Genomic DNA, 23400 nt, shown 5'->3' with positions numbered 1-23400 from the left:
GCTGGTAATGCATTTGTTGTCTTACTTGGTAGTAAGTTTTCGCTAGATGATAAAAAAGAACCAATCCAAGATGTCAGGCAAAGAAATTCAAACAATATCATGTCGGTTTAATGTCCAAGTCACTGCACAATCCATCTAGTGCAACCCTGGTTTTGCTAAACAACATTTTTGGCAAGGAAATTAAAATTTTATTCTTGGGATATAGAAAAATTTCCCTCAATAAATTGACCACAGGGTGAGCGATCCCCAGCAGGGATCATCATATCTTGTTATCAGTAAATAGACAAATAAAACTTTTAGATACTGTTTTGAAATATTCTCAAGTTTTAAATTTAAATTTTTTATAATTCACCTACATTACAGATAAAAAGAAAGCATATTCATCAAATTAACAATGATAAAAATACTTAAATTAATAAATTAAATGTATTGATTTTTACAAAAAATATTTATTTATCAAAGTAAAATATTGACTTTTTAGTTACCACTAGCCTCTAAAAAGTGGCTTAATGTCTAGAATGCTGAACAATCTGGGAGCGATCGCGCAAACAAAAATTGGTAGAGACAGGATTTACTTGTCTCTACCAATGCATATGTCAGATTGTTTTTTCAAATTGGTTTTATAATGCTTGCAAATATATTTCTTTCATCTTATGTGCATAAGTGCTAAGAGAATGGTTTTGCTTAATTCCGAGAATTGAACGGTTAGATTTATCAATTAAAGCATCTCGATTGCGGAAGATTTCATGAACGACACGCTCAAGTCCTAATTTAATTGCGGAACTAATTTCTTCTCTTTGTTCTTTAGTTGTATATATAGCTTCACCTAAATAATTTGTCGGGACTTCAATCATCCACCCTCTATCATTATCGTTAACTTCTGGTAAAGCTCTAATATTAGTTGTAATGACAGGACAGCCAGCAGCTTGAAATTCTAATACAGAAAAACCATAGGTATCTGCATAGGTTGGTAGCAGCCCTACATGACATTGCTTAGTTAATTCCAGCACGTCTTTGTTGGGTAACTGCTCGTAATAATTAATCCAATCAAGATTTTGTTGAATTAACTCTTTCGCCTTTTGAATATCTGCCTCTGTTTCTTTTGTGGCATAATCATCCAAGCGGAGTGAAGAGATGAGAGTAAGTTCTAAATCATAGTTATATTCTCTCTTCAATTTGCTGAATGTCTCGACTACTTCCATACCTCCTTTACGAAAAAAAGAAGCGCCAACAAGAATAAATTTTATCTTGCCATTTAAAGTAATATTTTTATCAGCATAAGATGAAACAAGTAATGGCTGTGGCGGATGCAGAGTGGTGATTTTAGGTTCAATCGCCCGTTGATATTCGGGAAAATCTTTTAACAAAATTCTCTGCATATTGGCATTACAATCAGACATAGCAATGAGACGTTTGCACGAGTCACTAGCCATTGCTTTTAATGCTCTTTTGACAGTTTTAGAGTTAACAAGCTGAGAAAAACCTGGGCGAGAACCTTGATGACAAGAGAGGGTGCAATCTAATCGAGGTAAAATTGTTTCAAATGTCGTTATCCAGGGGGTTTTATCGTAGCTGATGGTATTAAAAAAGTGAAGAATATCAACTTGATTGATATTAAAATCTGTGAATTGATAAATTGAATCGTTGAATGGTACAACAGTTTTTTTGGCGAGTTTGTTGATATATTTAACGGCAGGGTAAGTTAGAGCAAATAAATTATTTACTTTTTGATATTCTACATTTTCAACAATATTAATGATGTTGCGTTTGTAGAGATAATTATCTGAAAGATAACCGACTTTCATTAAAGACCTACCTTAATTATTTAAAGATATGAACCGCAGAGACACAGAGGAGGGAATAAAAGAGAGGTTTTGGTGTTAAGTGATTTGCTTAAACCGGTGATAGATCTACTTTTTTATCTGCATCTTGATAAAGGTGTTTGACAATCTGTTGAGGGTTACCAATGACCACAACGCCTGGGGGGACTGATTTACGGATGATACTTCCTAAACCGATGACACTATCTTGACTAATATGAACACCTTTCATGATGGTTGCTCTAGCTCCAACCCAAACGTTATTTTCAATTACTATGGGTGCTGATGTTTTCGAGCCGGGAGGAGCAAAACGCAGATGTGGTTCTAAATTATGATAGTCTGAATCTTGCAAGAAACAATCGGAAATCAAGCAGCGATCGCCAATTTTAATTGAGCGGACGCAGCCAATCCAACAACCATTAAGTAAGGTATCTCTGCCAATTGTTACGTCACCAGAACCGTAAATTTTGACGTTCATTCTTATCCGAGTCCCAGCACCAATCTTAACTTTGACATTACCAGAAATAGTTAATTTTCCTTTAATTAAAACACCTGGCTCTAAAGTTAAATTAGGATACCGTAATTGGTAATAGAATTGTTTAATTGAAAAGTATAATTTCGCGAAATTGATTAATAGTGGATGTTGATTGCTATCCATGTTCAAATCAGATTTTATTGGTTTACTTTTGTTGAATATCCTGAATTTTAGCTTTCTTGTAGACTGGACATTGTCTATTAGACATATATTATTTCTATATAAGTTGTTGCCATTGAGAAATTCGCGGGCGTTTTAACTTGTTTTCAAATAAAATTACTCCTAACCAAATGAAATAAAACCAAAAATAAATGCACATCCAACTTAATGGTAAACCTTCAATTAATAAACATAATGCTAGAAAACTGGCAAAAGCTCCTTGAGCTAATTTATTTCCAGCTATAGCGATGTTCCAAAAGTTCCAAAGGGTTGAGCTTAGGGCAGTAATTAAGCAGGTAAAGCCAACAATTCCATGTAAATATAAAACACTTGCATAAGTAGAAAATGAGCCAAGTACAACTTTGTAGATGTACCAAGTAACTTCTCCTTGGGCAATTCCCCACCCTAGCCAGGGGCGCTGTTGCCAGGCTTTTAGGGTTTCTCCCACAACAAGACTACGATCTGCGGAGGATTCAGCACGGGCACCTGTGAACACATCTAAAGACTGATGTATTACATCTACTAAAGTGACACCAATAACTGCACAACTCATAAACAAAGCAGAAGTTACCCAAAGTGAACTGTGGCGGGCTGTACGATTACGGAAGCTGAGGGAGATCCAAACCACAATAGGAAAACACACCCAAGCTACACGGCTTTGGCTGACTAATAAAGCTAATAGGCTACCTGCGATCGCTAAATAGCGCAGACGACGATTTGATTCCCCAGAGCAAATAAAAAAGCATAACAAGCCACAAACCCCAGGAATCGGCGGATCGGCCATGTAAAGGGATGTTCTCGGTAGAGGAATACCAAAAAAAGGTTGAAAAACTGCTGGCTTTACCAGCAAGCTTAATTTGTCACCCGGAATCAGTCTGGCTAAGGGCGGATAAAAGGGCTGATCCCATACCCCAACAAACAAGAGGATAAATTGTATTATAACGGTAATACCGTAACCTACAGCCATCCAAGCGATCGCTCTTGTCAAAACTTGAGAGCGAATGGGATTCCAAAAGGGGAGAATCAGACAACTGACTATGAGAAAGTAGCCTTTGAAAAAGGTAACTAGGGTGGAAATGAAGCGAAAGGGTTCAAAGTTAACATCTACTAAGCCTAGAGCCGCTGTCCAGAGCATAGCGATCGCCATTGCCAACCAACCCCAAATACAAGCCGGTAGGGCAATATTCAGCAATTTATCCAGACGAAAGGAGCGTACTAACAGCCAAACTGCGATGGCCGGATACAACAATGTTTGTATCCCTAATAACCACCAAACTGGAGTTAATACAATTGTCCAATACAAGACACGCTCAACAAAGGACATTTGTCCTAGTTCGTCATCCTTGGTAAATTCTAGCACCTTACTAATTGCTGTTAACATTCCCCTGCTATTTCTAAACACTACTTAGTGGTTGTCCTAGATTTTGTTTCTCGCCTAACAGTCCCTTTAACCAGCGTCGGGTATTTCTGGGAACCAACCAAAACCCAAAGCACAATAAAAAGTCAATCGGTTTTGGACTACCAAAGCGAATTGCTTCCCAAAGCAGCGGCAAAAATTCTTGCCATTTTCCCTGTGCGGAGGCTTGGGCACCTACCTCAATCATGATAAAAGAAGCGTAGGCGCGGCGAGTTACCAAGCTACGATTTTCTTTAATCCAATTGAGAGAATACTGCCAATCATAGGTATTACTAACACTTTTTTGCGTTTTAGAGTGATACCAAATTGCCAATGGTTCACTGACAAATTGAATTTCTACGTCTTCCAGTGTCGCAACTCGCAGCAACCAATCCCAATCTTGATGCTTGCGTAAATCGTCTCTGAATGGCACTTTTCTTAATAATTCTCGTGATGTAAAAATTCCTGAGGTTTGAATTAATCCTTCACCAAATCCAGGAGAGTTACGAGCGAGAATATATTCACTCAAAGGTTCTTTAAATTTAGGAAAGCGTCGTGGATGAACAAATTCTCCGTGAGGCATGTTAGCGATAACTGAACAAGCAATGATGGGAAATTTAGCTTGAGAATGATTAGCTGCATCTATCTGAAGTTGTATTTTTCGAGGTAACCACTCATCATCATCATCAAGAAATGCAATCCAATCTGCCTCGGCTATTGCAACCCCTGCATTACGAGCTGCTGCACCACCAATAGAATTAGGGAGTACAACAACACGCAGGCGAGGATCGTCAATCTGCTGCAGTGCTTTTTCTGTTTCGGCATCGGGGCCATCCACCACCACTATAACTTCAAGTCGCCAAAATGTTTGTTCTAAAACACTTTTGACAGCACGGGTGACCACAGAAGAGCGATTTTTTGTAGGAATCACAGCACTAACTAGCGGTTGAATTGGATGGTTCATCTTTACCTCATTACTAAGTATGTCAGCGATCAGTCATCAGTAATAAATTCCTGAAATTTATTTAGTTTTTTGGGATATTACATTTCACATATTGTGTAAATTTAACGGTGAATAAACAGCTTAACTTTGTGTGCTAGCTTCTTGATTAATGATAAATATGCAAAAAATTTATTGGGTATTAGCATACGAATAAGTAATAAATAAAGAACAATATAAACAATTGGTGAAATAAGTTTTGATATAGGTAAAATTATAATTGTAACTAAAGTAAATATTGCCATAAACAATGCTTGAAGACAAGGGGTTAGATATTTGAAAATCGACCAACCAAATACTTTACAAGCTGACCACCACCAAAAAATAGTCCAAACAAAACCTAAAATTAAAACCACAGCGATCGCTACTCCTAAAATCCCCCCTTGCCAAGCACCAATTAAAAAACTAATAACAGCTAAAGGTGCTATTTGCAAATTAACTTTGGCATTAATATCTGGTCGACCCTTGGCAGCCAGCATACTAGATAGGGAAGTATTAATTAATCGGAAGTAAGCAAAGATTAATAACCAAGGAATTACCCTAACAGAGGGAATAAATTTTTCACCAAATACATAGCTAATAAATGTTTCATCAACTATAAGATAAATTACAGCAAATAATAAAGCCGCAAAATAAGACATCTGTTCTACCACTTTCACCAAAGCATCTTCTTGCTGGCGTTCGTCTTTCATTTGGGCAAAAACTGATATCCCAAGTTGGTTCATTATTTGAGACATGATGAGACTAAAAGCTGTAGTTACTTGATAAGCGAAATTGTAATAACCTAAATTAGTCGTACCTAATAATCTCCCAATCACAAAATTATCAGAATTAGAATTAATATAAAATCCCAAACTAGAACCTACAGAACCTATACAGTAAGATAAAGCCTCTGAGCGGATTTGTGGATCGATTTTTAAGTAGAAATTAAATTTAGTATAATAAGCCGTAATCCAAAATATAGTTAACCAAAAAATCGTATCACCAATAGCAAAAGACCAATAACTTAATCCGGCTAATGCACATCCAGCTGTAGCAAAAATACGAATCATGGAAGAAATTAAAGCAGCATTTGCTAATTCTTGATACTGCATTCTTCTTCTCATGATGCCAGCATAGACAGCTTGGACAGAAGAAAGAAAGAAATTAAAAGCAAAAAATGTTAATAGTCCAATTAAATCTGGTATGTCAAAAAAGTTAGCAGCTAATGGCGATAAAGCTATCATCGCGGCTGCTCCTACTATACCAATACAAATACTTAAAGAGTAAGTAGTATCAATATAACGTCGGTCTTCGAGTCCTTTATAAACTAGAAAATCTCCAGTAGTGCCTTGAACAAAAAGATTAATAAAAGACCAGAAAATGTAAGTTACGCTAATAACTCCAAAATCTGATGGTAATAACAGCCGCGCTAGTAATAAATTACTTAATAATGCTAATAAGCGGTTGACAATTGCTCCATAGGTTGTCCAAAAACCATTTTTAATAATAGAAATACGATTCATAATTTATTAGCACACCTGAAAATTTGGTAGTTTTAAAGAATGAGGCAATTTGAATTCAATTGATTAATTGATAAACTAATTGGGGATTTTTATGAGTTTCAATTAAGTAAAAAACTTTCATGGAAATTTATCTACGAATTATCAAAAGTGGGCAGACGCGGAGAGTTTTCCGCGTCAAATTGTCTGTTGCTAGCCTTTAATCAGTAGAACCAAGTGCTTGCTGAAGTATAAGTTTTGTCAAGGGAGACAAACGTACAGAAACAAGTGTCAATAGCGATCGCGAATCGCGCCAGAAAATTGAGCTATCGCTTTCCCAAGCCTGGTGAATAAAATCTTCTGCTTGCGCTAAGTCGCCAGATGTCAAAGCGATTCGCGCTAAGTAGCGATACATGTAAGCATAGGCTGTCGGTAACATTGGTTCGACTACCTGTGGCGATCGCTCGTAAGCTGACTTAATTACTTGTTCTTGCGATCGCTGCATTTGCGCCACATTGAAAGATAACCCCGATGGACGTACTCGGTAGTAACATAAAATATGAGGTTCCCGATAAAACTCCCAACGTTCCGTAGCCGCAATTCTCAACCAAAAATCAATATCTTCAGAACTACGAAGAGTTTCATCAAACCCTCCCACTTGATCTATCAGACAACGATGGAATACTGCATTCGATCCATGTCCAATAAAGTTCTTACATAGCAATGCCAACAATACATTTTTAACAATAGGCTTACCACTTAAGGACATAAATGTCTGTTGTCCATCATCTCGAATAGCGCGAGATGCACTATAAGTAACTCCTACCTCTGGAGAGCGATCGAGTTTGGCAATATGCACAGCTAACTTATCTGGATGATAAGTATCATCTCCATCTAGCAAGGCAATATATTTCCCCCTAGCATGGCGAATTCCATGATTGCGAGCCGAAGACAGTCCGCCATTAGCTTTTTGCAGCAGTTGAAACCGAGGATCTCGACGGCAAAATGTTAATGCTACCGCAGCCGTTTGATCGGTAGAACCATCATCAACAATTAAAACTTCATATTCTCCAAAAGATTGGCACTCTACAGAAGATAAAGCTGCTTCTAAATAAGCGCTCACATTATATGCAGGTACTACAACACTAACTTTCGGAGTAGACACCATTTAATATCTCCTTAGTTGGGCTGTTATTTTGATTGGTGAGAACAATATTTTTGAGGATGAAATCAACGGTCTCTTGTTTAATCCATCCTTTATTAATCAAGATTTCTCTCAAGGGAACGCCAGTTTTTCTTTGTTCCGATAAAGCAATATCAATATCGTTGTTACTCAATAAACCTGCTTCCACTAAGGAATCACTTAGCTTCTTGGTTGGTGTTGTATTTGCTTGCGCCACCACCTTAGTAAATCCATGAGATTTCCAACTGTAGTAATTGCTAGATTCTAGCTGAGTAACTCCTTCTCTCAATTGATAGAGTTTAGCTAAAGCAATATGACAAGCAAAAGCCGGATTACCTAATAAATAACGCGCACCCAATCGTCTGGGTTCGCGAATCAGACGATAAAGCCATTCCAAATTATTCTTAGCTAGAAAATCAGGACAATCAGAGACGACTCCGGCTAATCGATCAATTACTGCTCCTCCCACCATAATTGCATTGACATCCAATCTATCTTTATATCGATATACCCAATTTTCTTGCAGTGGCATTCCCATACCTAGCAAGAGAATATTTGGTTTTATCTGGTTGATACTGCGAATAATTGAATCATTAATATCCGGATCGTCAATCGAAAAATAGCCATCATGACCAGCTAGTTTTATATTTGGATATTTTGTAGCTAGATTATTGATTGCCTTATCTAAATATTCCGGTTTTGAACCTAATAAAAATATCGAAAGTCCTTGTTGATTACAAAATTTCAGTAGCTCCGGTATGAGATTTGTATAGGAGACGCGATATTGAATTGGTAGATCAAGCCCCATATAGCTTAAGGCTTTCAAAATACCTGAGCCATCACAATGCACAATATCTGAACTTTGCAGAAACTCATAAAACCAGGGTAACTGCATGGAAAGATTGAAGCCGTGAACATTGTAGTGAGCTATGGTAACTTTTTTCTTTAACTTGCAAGCGTTGTGAATTGCATCAATAATTCCTGTCACAGTTATGGGAGTAATTCTTCTTCCCAATAGATAAACAACTAAGCTCGGTAAATCTAATGTTGCATCGATATTGTTGATTGTTTTCATAGCAGTCACCAAGTGAAGAGGTAGATGAACGCAGACAAAAATATAGGATTCTTAACTTGATTTTTGACAGAAAAATAGGATTTTCATTGCCTACCAGAACAGGGTTGTAGTGAGCAATATCTGCCCACGAGAGAACACCAGACCCTACCCTCTTCTCCTGCACGAACGAGGGAACAGGTTACGCTTTAGCAGTATGGGTTTAATAGTCTCTTATTGATCTGAACCAGCTAGATAAAAGCTGCTTCACTGCGCTGGCTACCCTACAGTTACTGAAATTTTTGATTAATCAAATTGAATTCCTATATGAGGAAGTAGTAATCATGGAATTTTGGGTAGTATAGGATGAATCTGTAGGCTTCATTTCCATACCGTTGAGAATAATTCCCATTGGTCTAACTTTTTGTTGATTAAGTTGAGTCAGCGCCTTTTGGAATAAATATCGTTGACTTACTCCAGGACGAACGACAACCAACACGCTAGAGATAATAGAGGCCATCAAAGAAGTTTCAGTTGCTGAACAAATCGATGCGCTGTCTATTAGGATGTAGTCGTAATTGCCATTCTCTTGTAAAGCTTGCAGGGAATTTTCAAATTCTCTGCTGACGATAAAATCAACTAATTGTCTCTCAGGATGATATACGGTCATCAAATCGATATTAGGACGAATTGAAATAGGTTGATCTGATGACTCAGAGACATTAAGCGCTGAGTTACCTAATGTTGTTCTTAGTCCTGCACTATCTCGATCGGTATCAACAATCAAGATGCGTAAACCTAAAGTAGCCAGTGCGATCGCTAAACCTAAGACAACAGTAGTTTTACCCTCTCCAGATGCGGGACTGCTCACCATAAACCGACGATTTTCTAAGTTCATGGCGTTAATCGCTAAAGCCAACCGCTGAAATTCAAGATTTGTTTCTGCTTCTACAGCAGCTCGATTTTGTAAAACCTTGAACTGAGGGACAGCTCCCAAAATGGGAATTTCTGTCATGCGTAAATCTTCTGCGCTGAGTAAGGGATTGCGACTTTCTAGGAATAACGCTAAAGCAGCACTACCAAACAGTCCAGCGAGAACTACGCCAATGGCAATTTTTTGCTGACTGTTACTAGAAGGTTGGACTTCAACACTAGGCTGATCTAAAACTTGGATACTCGGAAAAGCACTAAAAGAGTTGAGTTTTGCCTCTTGTACTTTACCGACTAAACCGTTATATACCCCTTCAGCAATCTTATATTGATGTTGCAGTTCTAATAATTTTGCTTGCGCCGGAGGAAAAGTTTGCAGTTTTTTATTTAACTCATCAATTTGTCGTTGTAATTGAATTTCTTGATTCTGTAAGGCGCTGGTGTTAGCTTCTGCTAATACCAAATTCTGAATTAATTCTCCGTAGTTTTCCCCAATCGATGAATTAACACCCTCTGTATTAGCGGCCGCATCAGAGATATATTGTGTTAGTTGTTTGGATAATTGCTGGCGTTGATTCAGCAAATTTTGCACCGTAGGATGATCGCGAGTGAATTTCGCTTCAGCCTCCAAAAGCGGTACTTCTAGCTCTGATAATTTTTGACGGATGAATTGAAAATCGCGATTCTCTGCTAAGCTCAGGGAACGAATAGCGCGATCGGTGCTTAAGCCAATCCGGTTGGAAAGCTCTTTAACATGAGCTTGCGATGACTTAAACTGCGCAATCACCTGGGAACGAGTCGTTGTTAATTGGGAAATAGCTGCAACAGTTTCGCGAATTTGATTATCACTACTGACTAACCCAGATGACTGTTGAAACTCTGTCAGTCTTGTTTGAGCTTGGCGTAAATTTCTCAGGCTTTGATTCAGCTCTGCGCGCATAAATTCAGAACGCTGCACCGCATCATTTTGCCGCAGCTGGTTCATCCGTTGTTGAAATACATTCAACAATCTTCTAGCACGTCCTTGAGCCATCTCCTCAGTAGAACCATTTACAGTAATTGAGATAATGGTTGATTCACTTTGAGGCGCAACAGTAAAAAGCTGTCGATAACTACTGAGGTTGGCAAACTGAGCTTTTTCCGGATCGGAATTCCACAGTTGGCTCAGAGTCTGATCGCTCAAAAGGATAGAGGAGAAGATATTTAAGGGATTAACCTGTTGAGAAAAAACTACACCACCACTGTTGAGACTACCGAGAGTCCCTAAATCTGCGGTTAAGCCACTACTAGTAACTGGTAGAATTAGCTGAGTTTTCGCAATCCAAACCTGAGGGACTCTCATGATTAGGACAGAGGCGATCGCCAATAAAACTGTATTAAAGCTTGCGAGAAATATCCAATGTCTCAACAAGATTGCAATAACTCTATTCATAACCATAATATCTTGAGGTAGCTTCTCCCTTTAGACCACAGCCGCAATCAACAGTGGTTTCTCTCACTAATCGGGATTAAAACATATCCGCCAGGAACTACGGTAGATGACTTTACGATATCTTTAACTTTTCTCCGCGATCTTACTATAGAGCATTTTTTACCAAGATTAAACTGCTTGTGTAGCATGGCTTTCAACGCTCTCAGCAGTTTTTCACCAGTTATAAATGTATCCCATTTATCCTTTGATAACCTTACCTTAACTTTAAAGATATCTTTTCTTAATCCCGGACATGGTTAAAATCAAGGTTTCTGATTGCAGATTTTTAGCGTCAGTAAATTTGTTTATTAAGTTTAAGTAAAACATTTTGCAGACTCTTGCTTAATCTACCGAACTTCGTGTTTCCTAAAACTGTAGATGTATTTCTATGTGTTCTTTATCAGAAAAGAGTTCGCCAGTCAGTAGCCAAAATTCATCAGAATTCTGGTCAAATGACGCATAAATAAGCGAGTTTAAAGCCACCAGACTATAGGCATGGCAAGATACTCATAAATTGTTACCAATAACTAAAAGCCAAAATTTCGGCTTTTAGCAGTCTGTAGTAAAAGAAATTTTTTTGTTTCCGAAAAGTGTTGTGGGGATAAACCACACATCTTTTGAGAGCAAGAAATTCTTCCAGTCACTATCAGAGCAAACCACCAAATACCAGCCGAGTCACCAGATTTTTTATTGGGTGATGCAATCACTCAAGCTAGAAATATTCTAGTGATTAGATTGTAAATTTTTTGCTAGTTTTACCTAGTGAAACTACAAAATTACACAAGCATGGCCAATATTGCAAGTCGTTGAGCCAGCATTTTTATTAATTACCATGCTGCCATCAAGGTCAAAATATTTGGTTGCTTGCGAGGTTAGTTAAAAATTATTCAACAATGGAACTTTCTTATCTCTTTCCCCAATCTTTAAAGTTTTCTTTCCAGAAATTACTTTACCCCTCGCACAAATTTTCAACTCCTAAGGTAAATCACTATTTGCAGAGTCATAATGTGCTTTCACGGGAGATTGTCTTTGTTGATTCTGGCGTAGAGAACTATCAGAGCTTGATCGATGGGGTACATTCTGGCATCACTGATGTGTTTCGTCTCGATCCGAGTCAGGATGGAGTATGGCAAATCACTGAAAAGTTAAAACAGCTAGATTCTGTATCCGCAATTCATATTGTCTCTCATGGGCAGCCAGGAAAGTTACTGCTTGGCTCATCGGAACTTAGTTTAGACAGTCTCCAGCGCGATCGCGATCGCTTGCAAATTTGGTCTAAAGCATTACTACCCCAAGCCGACATTCTCCTGTATGGCTGTAACTTAGCAGCTACACAATCAGGATTAAAGTTGGTGGAACAAATTAGCAAAATTACATACGCTAATGTAGCTGCTGCTACAACTAGCATAGGTAATATCGCTTTCGGTGGCAGATGGGAATTAGATGCAGTCATTGGCAAGATCAAATCTGCATTGGCATTCCAACCAGAGATCATGGCAGCCTATAGCGGTGTTTTGGAAGCGTCTGCGTATTTGAAAGTCGATCCGTCTGCTACTGGCATTAACTCTAGTACCTTCAGTAGTGGCAGTTTTACACTAACGAATAACTCCACCAACGGACAGAAAATCCGCCGCATCTTCATTGATACCAGCGCAGGTTTTCTCCCAGATATCATCTTTGACCCCTATGGCACAGGCGGTGATACTATCGCCAAAGCACTGAAACTTGATAGTAATCCAGGCGTTGGTGGGGTTACAACCAATTATCTCTTAGCTAAAGATGGTGGTTTTCAGGGTCTAGAACTGGTATTTACAGACTTTGGCGCAGGTAAGACCTTAACCTTCTCCATTGACATGGACCCAACCAGTACCAAAGGAACTGCTGCACCAGGGCCGCAAGATTCTGCCAGTGTTTCTGGCTTAGAGATGATTGGTTCAGTCGTCACTGTAGAGTTTGACGACAACACCAGCATTACTGGGGAACTTTATAGAATTCCCGGCAGTGTTGATGGCTCGCAAGTTTTCCTCAAGCTTAATCAACCTACTGAACCAACTATTGAAATTTTAGGGGTTTCTGGAACTGAAGCGATCGTTGAATCTGCCAATCAAACAGTCCGCATTACAGGTACACCTGGTGCTCAAGTATCCTTACTGTCCGTTGACGCAGCCATGTTTACCAAGAGCGATGGCACAGCCTTTGATATCGACCCCTTTGAAGCTAATAGTGTCACTGGGGTAAACGAGATTACCGTCACGATTGGTGCTTCGGGGACAGTGGATGTTCCTATCACCCTGACTACACTCAGTACTCAGAACGGCTTTGCTGGCTTCAACTACATCATGGCGACTCAGAAATTAGCCGATGGTACTACCGGGCCAGTATCAAATGTACAGACCTTACAACTGAATCTCCCCTCCACACCTACAGAAGCTATTATTGAGGCGGAGGCATTTGTTTTAAGCACTTTCAGAAAAGAAACCATATCCTCTGCTTCTAATGGGCAAGCAATTAGCTTTATTGGTGGTGCAGCATCGGAAACTGGCATCGCCTACTTTGACTTTACGGGTGCTGCTTCTTTATATGACATTTACCTTTCCTACTGGGATGAAAATGATGGAGTTAGTAGCGTTAACCTCTCAGTCAACGGCACTCAATTAGGTACAGTTAACTTTAATCAAAGCCCTGGTGGCGGAAGTCCCAACACTGCTAATAAGCGGGAAACTAAGATTGCTCAGGCTGTATCTTTACAGCAAGGTAGCCGCATCCAATTACAAGGGTTTGAAGAATCTAACGAAGCAACCCGCATCGACTTCATCCGCTTAGTTCCTGTTTCTGGTACACCAACTAATACCGCTCCTACCAGCACAGGTATTGCTAATGTCTCTGTTGTGCAAAATGCTCCGAATACAGTCATCAAATTATTTGATGTATTCGCAGATGCTCAAGATGCAGATACTGCCCTCTCCTATAGTATTGTTGGCAATACTAATCCGAATCTGTTTGAGGCAGCTCCTAGCATTAACTCCAGCACTGGGGAGTTGACCCTCAACTACTCACCTACAGCAACAGGTGGTTCTCAAATCACAGTTAGAGCCACCGACACAGCTGGTCTTTTTACTGATACTAGCTTCAATGTTAATGTCACTACACCTCCTCCTGTAGGTGAAATAAAGATTGAAGCTGAGAGTCTAGTTCTCAATGGCTTTAGAGCAGAAAACCTCTCTAGCGGTTCTGGGGGTAAGGGCATTAGCTTTATCAATGGAGCCGCTAATGAAACAGGAACGGCACACTTTGACTTTGCGGGAGCAGCCGGCGCATACGATATCTATGTTTCCTACTGGGATGAAACCGATGGCGTTGCCAGTTTAGAAGTTTCTGCCAATGGCTCGTTGCTGAATACTCTCACCTTTAATCAAAGTCCTGGTGGTAGCACTGCATCCGCTACCAACAAGGTAGAAAAGCTGGTTGCTCAAGCTGTGACTTTGCAACCTGGTACTCGCATTCAACTCAAAGGTTTTGAGGATGCTGGTGAAGCTGTACGTACAGACTACATTCGCTTAGTACCTTCTTCTGGTACTCCCGCCAATACTGCTCCCACAAGCACAGGTATTGCTGATATCTCTGTAGTCCAAAATGCTGCAAATACGGTCATCAAATTGTTTGATGTCTTCAGCGATTTGCAAGACTCAGATACCGCACTGACCTACAGCATTGTTAACAATACCAATGGTGCATTATTTGAAGTAGCTCCTAGCATTAACACCACAACTGGGGAGTTAACTCTCAACTACTCGCCCACAGCAACAGGTACCTCACAACTGACAGTGCGCGCCACTGACACAGGGGGCCTTTCCACAGACGTTAGCTTTGCAGTCAATGTGACTACACCTCCTCCTGTTGGTGAAATCAAGATTGAAGCTGAGAGTCTAGTTGTTGTTGACGGCTTTAGGGTAGAAAACCTCTCTAGTGGTTCTGGGGGTAAAGGTCTTAGCTTTATCAATGGAGCCGCTAATGAAACAGGAACGGCATACTTTGACTTTGCGGGAGCAGCCGGCGCATACGATATCTATTTTTCTTACTGGGATGAAACCGATGGCGTTGCCAGTTTAGAAGTTTCTGCCAATGGCTCGTTACTGAATACTCTCACCTTCAACCAAAGTCCTGGTGGTAGTACTGCATCCGCTACCAATAAGGTAGAAAAACTGGTTGCTCAAGCTGTGGCTTTGCAAACTGGTACTCGCATTCAACTTAAAGGCTTTGAGAATGCTGGCGAAGCAGTACGTACAGACTACATTCGCTTAGTACCTGCTTCTGGTACACCCATCAATACAGCACCCAGTACTACAGGTATTACTAACGTATCTGTAACGCAAAATGCACCAAATACAGTAATCAACTTGTTTGATGCTTTCAGCGATCTGCAAGACCCAGACACCGCACTAACCTATGCTGTAGTGAATAATACTAATGCTGGGCTATTTGAGGTTGCGCCTAGCATTAACCCAACAAATGGGCAATTAACCCTCAACTATTCGCCGACAGCTACGGGTAGCTCACAACTGACAGTAAGAGCCACAGATACAGGTGGTCTTTCTACAGATACTAGTTTCACCGTTAATGTAATTATTCCTGGTAATACAGCACCAACGACTTCGGGCATTGGTAATGTCACAGTTACCCAGAATGCACCGGATACTCTCATCAATTTGTGGAATGCTTTTGCTGATGCTCAAGATGCTGATTCTGCTTTGACTTATACCGTTACTGGTAATAGCAATGCCGGGTTATTTGAAGTATCTCCTAGTATTAATCCGACAACTGGGCAATTAACGCTGAACTATTCGCCCACTGCTACGGGTAGCTCCCAGATTACAGTCCAAGCAACAGATACAGGTGGACTTTCTACCTCTACAAATTTCACAGTTAATGTCACTGCCGCAAATGCGCCAATTCCTCCAGGAGATATTCTGGTTGAAGCAGAAGACATGGTTTTGAGTGGCTATCGCTTAGAAACCTCATCCGGAATTGGAGCCTACGGTGGTAAGTTAATCACCTTTGTCAATGGGTCAGCTAATGAAACGGGGACAGCCTATTTTGATTACAGCGGACCTGCTGGGACTTATGACCTGAATTTGGCATTCTGGGATGAGAGTGATGGTAATGCCAAGTTTGAAGTCTACGTTAACAATACGCTGAGGGGCACGGTTAACTCCAATCGCAATGTGAACGGAGCTACCGCTACAATCAACAATAAGTGGGAAATCCGGGCTGTAGAAAACCTAGCTGTACAACCAGGCGATCGCATTCAAATCAAAGGCTTTGAAGATTCAGGAGATGCGGCGCGATTAGATTATGTCCGCTTGACTCAAGACAAGTCAATTCGGATTAATACCGGTACGGGTACAAATTCTCCCAATAATGCTGCCCTTTATACCGATACAACTGGACGTGTCTGGAATCGGGATAGCTTTTCTGTTGGAGGAATCGTCAGCGCAGTTGCTAGTACCACGGAAATCTTTAAGACCAATGATGATGCACTTTATCAAAATGTGCGATCGGCTAAAGATTTATCTTACCAAATTCCAGTGGCTGAAGGTGCTTACACCCTGAAGCTGCATTTTGTGGAACCGACCAAGACAAACTACGGTCAAAGGGTGTTTGATGTCAAGGTAGAAGGCGATTTGGTACTGGATGACTTGGATATTTTTGAAGAATCCAAGAACGCTTTCTTCCCAGGACAAAACTCTGCCTTGGTGAAGACAATCGATCAGCCTTTCTTTATCAGTGATGGTTTCCTCAACTTAGATCTGAATGCTAGTGTGGATGTTGCCACAATTGCTGGTATTGAGGTGATTCCCCTGGAAGGGCCTGCGGTGATTATCAAGCAAACCAATGGTAACACCCAAGTAAATGAAGCGGCTGGTAATGATACTTATGAAGTCGTTTTAAATACGAAGCCGACAGCCAATGTCAGCATCAACATCAACTCAGGTAATCAACTCAATACCAATAAAACCGCACTCACCTTTACCCCCACTAACTGGGATATTCCTCAGACAGTTACAGTCACTGCAATTAATGACACAGCAGCAGAGGGGATTCATTACACTACCATTACTCACACAGTCAGCAGTGGCGATAGTAATTACAATAATGCTGCTGTGCGATCGGTGCCTGTAACGGTACTAGATGATGATGTGGTAGCAATCAGCTTTACCAAGAAGATTGTTGACATTACCAATGCTAACGATCCAAGTATCACCGCAGACGATAATATCCCCAATGTCGCTAACCCAACTGTGGGTGCATGGGGGCCAGATGGCAGGCTTTATGTAGGCTTCTATGATGGGTCAATTCGGGCTTACACCTTTGATGACAATTACAATGTCACTGCTATTCAGGCAATTAATACCATCAAGGGGTTATACAATGCGCAAATTTTAGGTCTTGCCTTTAATCCTTATGATAAAGAACCTAAAATTTATGTCTCTCATAGCAAGTTATATGCTAACGGAGGCGGTGCTTTCCCAGAAACACAACTTTCTCCTTACAGTGGCGAGGTGTCTGTCCTGTCAGGGGCTAACTTCACAACCCGCCAATCCTTGATTAGTGGAATCGGTGTTTCCAACCATGACCACGGTGTAAATGGCTTAGAGTTTGATAACAATGGTGACCTTTACATCCTGGTGGGTAGCAACACCAACGCAGGAATTACTGCCAATGAAATTGGTGGTGTACCTGAGTCTTACTTTACAGCAGCAATGCTGAAGGCAGAAATTACCAAGCCTAATTTTAATGGCAAGATTGAGTACACTGTACCTGCTGGCAGTATCGTGCCCACTTCTTTCCCCAGTGGTTATACTCCTCCTCCAGGAGAAACCATTGGTGCTGAAGACCATCAATTGAATGGTGGAGTTGCCAATGTTGTACCTGGGGTTGATGTTTCCGTCTATGCTAGCGGTCTGCGTAACTCCTTTGACTTGGTTTACACTACCAAAGGAAAAATTTATGCTACCGATAACGGTGCTAATGCTGGGTTTGGGGACTTCTCAACTTCAGCAACCACACAGTCACCAATGACAGGTGGTTCCCCTGATGAGTTGAACCTGATTGTCGAGGGTGCCTACTACGGTAGTCCTAACCGTAACCGGGGACGTACTGACGATCGCCAAAACGTTTACTACGATGCAAATGACCCCACTATTCCAGGAGTTCACAACGCTCCTCTAGCAACAGCAACGGCTTCTACCAACGGCATTATTGAATATCGGGCAACCACCTTCAATGGGCAACTGCGTGGCAATCTGCTCGCACAGGATTGGAATGGATCGATCTTCCGCTTCCGGATGAACGCAGATGGTACTCAGGTTATCCAGAAAGATACAATGGCGGGCGTTCTGGATGGGTTAGATTTGCTGGCTGGCCCCGGTGGAACGCTGTTGAGTGTGGATTTGAGCGAGAATGCGATCGCCGTTGCCACTCCCAATGATGCAGCCGCAATCAACATGACAGTGTACGATATCTTCCCCTGGCGCGCTCCAGCCAGCAGTGGTCAATCTTTTGTCCTTGGTGGAGATAACTTTGGTACTCTCACCGACACCACAGTAACCGTAGGTGGAATAGCAGCACAACTGTCTTATGTCTCTGACAACAGAATTAAGGGAATTTTACCCACATTAACCCCAACAGGTGGAGATCTCTTGGATATTCAAGTCATGTCTGCCGGACAAACCTATACACTCACAGATGCATTTCTTCCCCTTGGTTGAAGCTAAATCTGTATGTTTTTAAGTGGATGAGGCATTGATAATGTTGGTTTTTTGACCCTTAGATATGCCTACCACTCCCTAGATACTTTTTAGAAGTTTAGAAGAAGGGAGAAGACGAAGAAAACTTGAACCTATGGTTTCTAAAAGTAGCTGTAAATTCTTTAATTTCGCTTTTTCGTATGGAAAAAAATTCAATACCAATAAATCCAAATTTTATTGGTATTGAATTGGAACGATTTCCATAATTGCTACTTTTCCAGCAATTAGATTTGATATAAAAATAATTACTTCTAGCTGCTGAAAAGTTATCTAACTGATGAAAAGTAGTATAGAAATTGTCAGCGTATTCACAAACTCTTACTTACTATCTTTCCTAAAACCAATGCAGGTTCATCTTCCAGAAATTTATCAGATTCAACAAAGGGTACATCCTTCCGCTACTTGTAACCTGAAGCGATTAATTGATATTGTCGGTGCTGTAATTGGCCTGCTCATGACAGCAGTACTCACAATCCCAATAGCGATCGCAATTAAAATTGATAATCCTGGCCCAATTTTTTATAGCCAACTGCGTTGCGGTTTAAATGGTCAAACTTTCCGCATCTGGAAATTCCGCACCATGCTAGTAAATGCCGATAATATGAAGCATTTAGTACAAAATCAGGCTAAGGGAAATATTTTTAAGAATCACAAAGACCCACGGATTACTCGCATTGGTGCTTTTCTCCGGCGCACTAGTTTAGATGAATTACCACAATTCTGGAATGTGTTAATGGGTGATATGAGTCTGGTTGGTACGCGTCCACCCACCCTTGATGAAGTCGAAAATTATCAGCCGCATCACTTTAAACGCTTGCTGGTTAAGCCCGGAATGACAGGTGAATGGCAGGTAAATGGACGTTCTAAAATAGAGGATTTTGAAGATATAGTTAAATTGGATTTAGCTTATCAATTTAAGTGGTCTACCATTTACGATTTGCAACTAATTATCAAAACAATTTTGGTAGTACTTAATCGTCATGGCGCTTACTAATACGAGTGGGTGGAGTTAATTTTGCTTTAGTGTAATTGAAAAACACGTTTTCCAGAAAATATCTCCCAGCAATAGTTGTACGTAAACAAGTAAAAACTGCTGTGAAGGTAAGACGGGTAATTTTTATGACCTGCGTGAACACCGTATATCCTACGGAAGGTAAAGAATTTACCCCGGAAATTCATTGTCAACAAACTTCTGAATCCGATCGCCATTGGTGAAAAAATCAAGGTTTAGCAATGCTAAACCTTGATTTTTGCTAGGCTCAACAGCATTAGGACAGGATATTTAAAAGTTTTTTTAGAAAAGCGATCGCACAAAAGCTGCTAAATGTAACAGATTGCAACGTATAATGAGAACGGCAAAACGATTAAGAAATATTGAAGAGCAGTAGGGTTAAATGCGAGTAGCGATCGCGGGAGCGGGTCTAGCAGGACTTTCCTGCGCAAAATATCTCACAGACGCGGGTCACACTCCTATCGTCTTGGAACGCCGAGACGTATTAGGTGGTAAGGTGGCAGCGTGGCAAGACGCTGACGGAGACTGGTACGAAACAGGTCTGCACATATTTTTTGGGGCATACCCCAATATTTTGCAGCTATTCAAAGAACTCGGGATTGAAGATCGTTTGCAGTGGAAAGAACACACGATGATCTTCAACCAGCCCGAAGCCCCAGGTACATACAGCCGATTTGATTTTCCTGATTTGCCAGCACCCTTAAATGGGATAGTGGCAATTTTGCGAAACAACGACATGCTCACCTGGCCAGAAAAAATTCGTTTTGGTCTTGGCTTATTACCAGCAATGGTACAAGGGCAAAAATACGTAGAAGAAATGGACAAATATTCGTGGACGGAATGGCTGCAAAAGCAAAACATTCCCTTACGAGTAGAAAAAGAAGTTTTTATTGCCATGTCTAAGGCATTGAACTTCATTGGGCCGGAAGAAATTTCCGCTACTATTCTGCTCACAGCCCTCAATCGCTTTCTCCAAGAAAAGAAAGGCTCAAAGATGGCTTTTTTGGATGGTTCGCCAACGGAGCGCTTGTGTCAGCCAATAGTAGATTACATCACCGAACGTGGTGGCGAAGTTAGATTAAATGCCCCTTTAAAAGAAATTTTGCTTAACCCTGATGGCACCGTGAGGGGATTCTTAATTCGGGGACTCAACGGGGCAGAAGATGAAGTGTTTACGGCTGATTTGTATGTATCTGCCATGCCCGTTGACCCCTTCAAGGTCATGCTACCAGCACCGTGGAAGCAAATGGAATTTTTCCAGCAGCTAGATGGGTTAGAAGGAGTACCAGTAATTAACCTCCATCTCTGGTTCGATCGCAAACTCACAGAAATTGACCACTTACTATTTTCGCGATCGCCCCTCCTCAGCGTTTATGCTGATATGAGCAATACCTGCCGTGGATATGCTAACCCCGATCGCTCAATGCTGGAATTAGTTCTAGCGCCGGCGAAAGATTGGATCTCCAAATCCGATGAGGAAATTGTCGATGCAACCCTTGCCGAACTAGAAAAACTCTTCCCCCAACACTTTGGCGGAGACAATCCAGCAAAGTTGCTGAAATATCATGTGGTGAAAACGCCGCGTTCAGTTTACAAAGCGACTCCCGGTCGCCAACAGCACCGTCCTTCGCAGAAAACCCCGATCTCTAACTTCTATCTCACTGGAGATTACACCATGCAACGCTATTTAGCCAGTATGGAAGGGGCCGTACTTTCTGGTAAGCTGACAGCGCAGGCGATCTCGCAAGCAGTCCCGGTGGCAAGTGCCTCAAATCCGCAAACGCTTACCCGATCGCCCGCAACGAATGCTGCAACTGCCTGATTCACCCCCGCGCATGAAAACGCTGGTCTCTGTAGACGATTCCTACAAACTTTGTCGGCAACTCATCGCCAAGTATTCCGCGACTTTTTACCTCAGCACTTTGCTGCTGAGTAAAGAAAAGCGTCCCGCCGTTTGGGCAATTTATGCTTGGTGTCGCCGGACAGATGAGCTGGTAGATGGCCCTGCATCTGCTATGACTACGCCAGAAACCCTAGATCTATGGGAGAAGCAGCTAGAAGCGATTTTTGCTGGACAGCCAGTAGAAAATTTTGATGTTGCTTTAGCAGATACCATTCAACGCTTTCCGGTAGACATTCAACCCTTTCGGGATATGATTGCCGGTCAGCGCATGGATTTATACCGCAGTCGCTACGAAACTTTTGAGGAATTATACCTCTACTGTTACCGCGTCGCTGGCACTGTAGGATTGATGTCCACAGCGATCATGGGGCTGGATGATAATCGCAACACCGCACCGTGGTATCGCGAACAACAGCCTTACGTCCCTGTTAAAGAAGAAATTGCCTTGGGAATTGCCAAGCAACTTACCAATATCTTGAGAGACGTTGGCGAAGATGCACGCCGAGGGCGAATTTACATTCCTTTAGAAGACTTAGCAAGATTTAACTATACCGAGGAAGAGCTATTTAAGGGTGTAGTAGACGATCGCTGGCGTGCCTTAATGGACTTTCAAATTACCCGCGCTAGAGACTTCTACACTAAGGCAGAAAGAGGAATTTCCTACCTCTGTGCTGATGCTCGGTTACCTGTGTGGGCAGCGTTAATGCATTACAGTCAAATTTTAAACGTCATTGAACGCAATGATTATAATGTGTTTACTCAACGTGCCTACGTCCCCCAGTGGAAAAAATTGCGTACCTTACCTTTGGCTTGGATGCGATCCCAAGTCCTATGAAAATTAGTCAATAGTCAGTAGGGGCGGGTTTGGCGAGATTTTTATGGCAACAAAAACATGTCGGTTAAACCCGCCCGTACAAAAATTCATCGGCGATCGGCAAAGTTCAATAGCCCCACTGCTTTTAACCAATGACAAATGACTAATGATTAATGACTAAAAAAAGTATTTGACTTTCCTCACAGTATCCGCTACAATTAATATTCGTGACAGCTTGGAGAGGTGGCTGAGTGGTCGAAAGCGGCAGATTGCTAATCTGTTGTACGGCAGGCAACTCCGTACCGAGGGTTCGAATCCCTCCCTCTCCGTTTTTCGACCTAATTAAAAAAAGTGATGAAACTTCAATTTCATCACTTTTTTTATTGCTAGGCAATACAAGCGTTTCCATAAATTATGCTACCTGTCCTTCAAAAGCCTTTTTAAGCGTTCCACTTCATCTCTTAATAATTGGCTTTCCAGATTAAATTTTTCTATTTTTGTCATTTTAAGAATATTCTCATAACTTTTTCCCGTGTAGCAAGTGTTTTTCTCGATAGGGGACGGTTTAACCAATAAGAATTTGCAAACTCTAACTTGAGAGTTGCCATATTTTTATAGTTACTGACTTCTAAATTTTTTTCTTGATAACTAGGGAGTAAAAGCCACCACTCTAAGCCCCCATTCCTCAGATAAGTATCAACTTCTCTACATTTAATTTCAGCATCTCCAACAGTTTTGGTTCTTTAGTACTTGTTATGCTAAACTAACAATCAAAATGCCAGTTTAACAAGCATCTAATTCGGAAGTTTTCAAAGTTTCTAAATCCATAAGCCGAGC

General features: G+C 41.0%; 13 protein-coding genes and 1 tRNA gene. 6 read left to right on the top strand and 8 right to left on the bottom strand.

Annotated elements, in window-relative coordinates:
* Window positions 1–620 precede the first annotated feature (620 nt).
* The 8 genes from H6G41_RS30895 to H6G41_RS30860 all read right to left on the bottom strand — a co-directional run bounded on the left by H6G41_RS30895 (window position 621) and on the right by H6G41_RS30860 (window position 10987).
* Window positions 621–1805 (bottom strand): glycosyltransferase family 4 protein, encoded by a 1185-nt coding sequence (locus H6G41_RS30895; RefSeq protein WP_190751778.1) that lies wholly within the window; start codon window positions 1803–1805, stop codon window positions 621–623.
* Window positions 1806–1893: 88 nt separating this feature from the next.
* Window positions 1894–2478 (bottom strand): DapH/DapD/GlmU-related protein, encoded by a 585-nt coding sequence (locus H6G41_RS30890; RefSeq protein ID WP_190751776.1) that lies wholly within the window; start codon window positions 2476–2478, stop codon window positions 1894–1896.
* 94 nt (window positions 2479–2572) lie between these two features.
* On the bottom strand, window positions 2573–3895 hold the full coding sequence (locus H6G41_RS30885) for an O-antigen ligase (protein WP_190751774.1): 1323 nt from the start codon (window positions 3893–3895) through the stop codon (window positions 2573–2575).
* A gap of 13 nt (window positions 3896–3908) precedes the next feature.
* The gene (locus tag H6G41_RS30880) at window positions 3909–4874 is read right to left on the bottom strand and encodes a glycosyltransferase family 2 protein (protein ID WP_199316406.1); all 966 of its coding nucleotides are present in this window, start codon (window positions 4872–4874) and stop codon (window positions 3909–3911) included.
* Window positions 4875–4975: 101 nt separating this feature from the next.
* Window positions 4976–6415 (bottom strand): oligosaccharide flippase family protein, encoded by a 1440-nt coding sequence (locus H6G41_RS30875; protein WP_190751772.1) that lies wholly within the window; start codon window positions 6413–6415, stop codon window positions 4976–4978.
* Between the two features lie 196 nt (window positions 6416–6611).
* Window positions 6612–7559: a glycosyltransferase gene (locus tag H6G41_RS30870; protein WP_190751770.1), complete on the bottom strand. Its 948-nt coding sequence runs from the start codon at window positions 7557–7559 to the stop codon at window positions 6612–6614.
* Window positions 7537–8649, bottom strand: a complete 1113-nt coding sequence (locus tag H6G41_RS30865; RefSeq protein ID WP_190751768.1) for a WecB/TagA/CpsF family glycosyltransferase — start codon at window positions 8647–8649, stop codon at window positions 7537–7539. Before H6G41_RS30865 ends, H6G41_RS30870 begins: the two co-directional genes overlap by 23 nt.
* A 286-nt stretch (window positions 8650–8935) precedes the next feature.
* Window positions 8936–10987: an AAA family ATPase gene (locus H6G41_RS30860; protein ID WP_190751766.1), complete on the bottom strand. Its 2052-nt coding sequence runs from the start codon at window positions 10985–10987 to the stop codon at window positions 8936–8938.
* Between the two features lie 932 nt (window positions 10988–11919).
* On the opposite strand from H6G41_RS30860, the gene H6G41_RS30855 reads away from it, so the two are divergent.
* The 6 genes from H6G41_RS30855 (at window position 11920) to H6G41_RS30830 (ending at window position 22892) form a co-directional block, all read left to right on the top strand.
* The gene (locus tag H6G41_RS30855; protein ID WP_206756960.1) at window positions 11920–18795 is read left to right on the top strand and encodes a DUF4347 domain-containing protein; all 6876 of its coding nucleotides are present in this window, start codon (window positions 11920–11922) and stop codon (window positions 18793–18795) included.
* 382 nt (window positions 18796–19177) lie between these two features.
* On the top strand, window positions 19178–19828 hold the full coding sequence (locus H6G41_RS30850) for a sugar transferase (protein WP_190751762.1): 651 nt from the start codon (window positions 19178–19180) through the stop codon (window positions 19826–19828).
* 35 nt (window positions 19829–19863) lie between these two features.
* Window positions 19864–20049: a hypothetical protein gene (locus H6G41_RS30845; RefSeq protein ID WP_190751760.1), complete on the top strand. Its 186-nt coding sequence runs from the start codon at window positions 19864–19866 to the stop codon at window positions 20047–20049.
* Window positions 20050–20228: 179 nt separating this feature from the next.
* Window positions 20229–21668 (top strand): 15-cis-phytoene desaturase, encoded by a 1440-nt coding sequence (gene pds, locus H6G41_RS30840; protein WP_190751758.1) that lies wholly within the window; start codon window positions 20229–20231, stop codon window positions 21666–21668.
* Window positions 21652–22584, top strand: a complete 933-nt coding sequence (gene crtB / locus H6G41_RS30835) for a 15-cis-phytoene synthase CrtB (protein ID WP_190751788.1) — start codon at window positions 21652–21654, stop codon at window positions 22582–22584. Before pds ends, crtB begins: the two co-directional genes overlap by 17 nt.
* 216 nt (window positions 22585–22800) lie before the next feature.
* Window positions 22801–22892 (top strand) — tRNA-Ser (locus H6G41_RS30830).
* Window positions 22893–23400: the final 508 nt, after the last annotated feature.

The organism is Tolypothrix sp. FACHB-123, from assembly GCF_014697075.1.
In the GTDB taxonomy this organism is placed as follows: domain Bacteria; phylum Cyanobacteriota; class Cyanobacteriia; order Cyanobacteriales; family Nostocaceae; genus Aulosira.
Note: the sequence above shows the minus strand (reverse complement) of the source record. Positions and strands in the feature narration are given on the sequence as shown.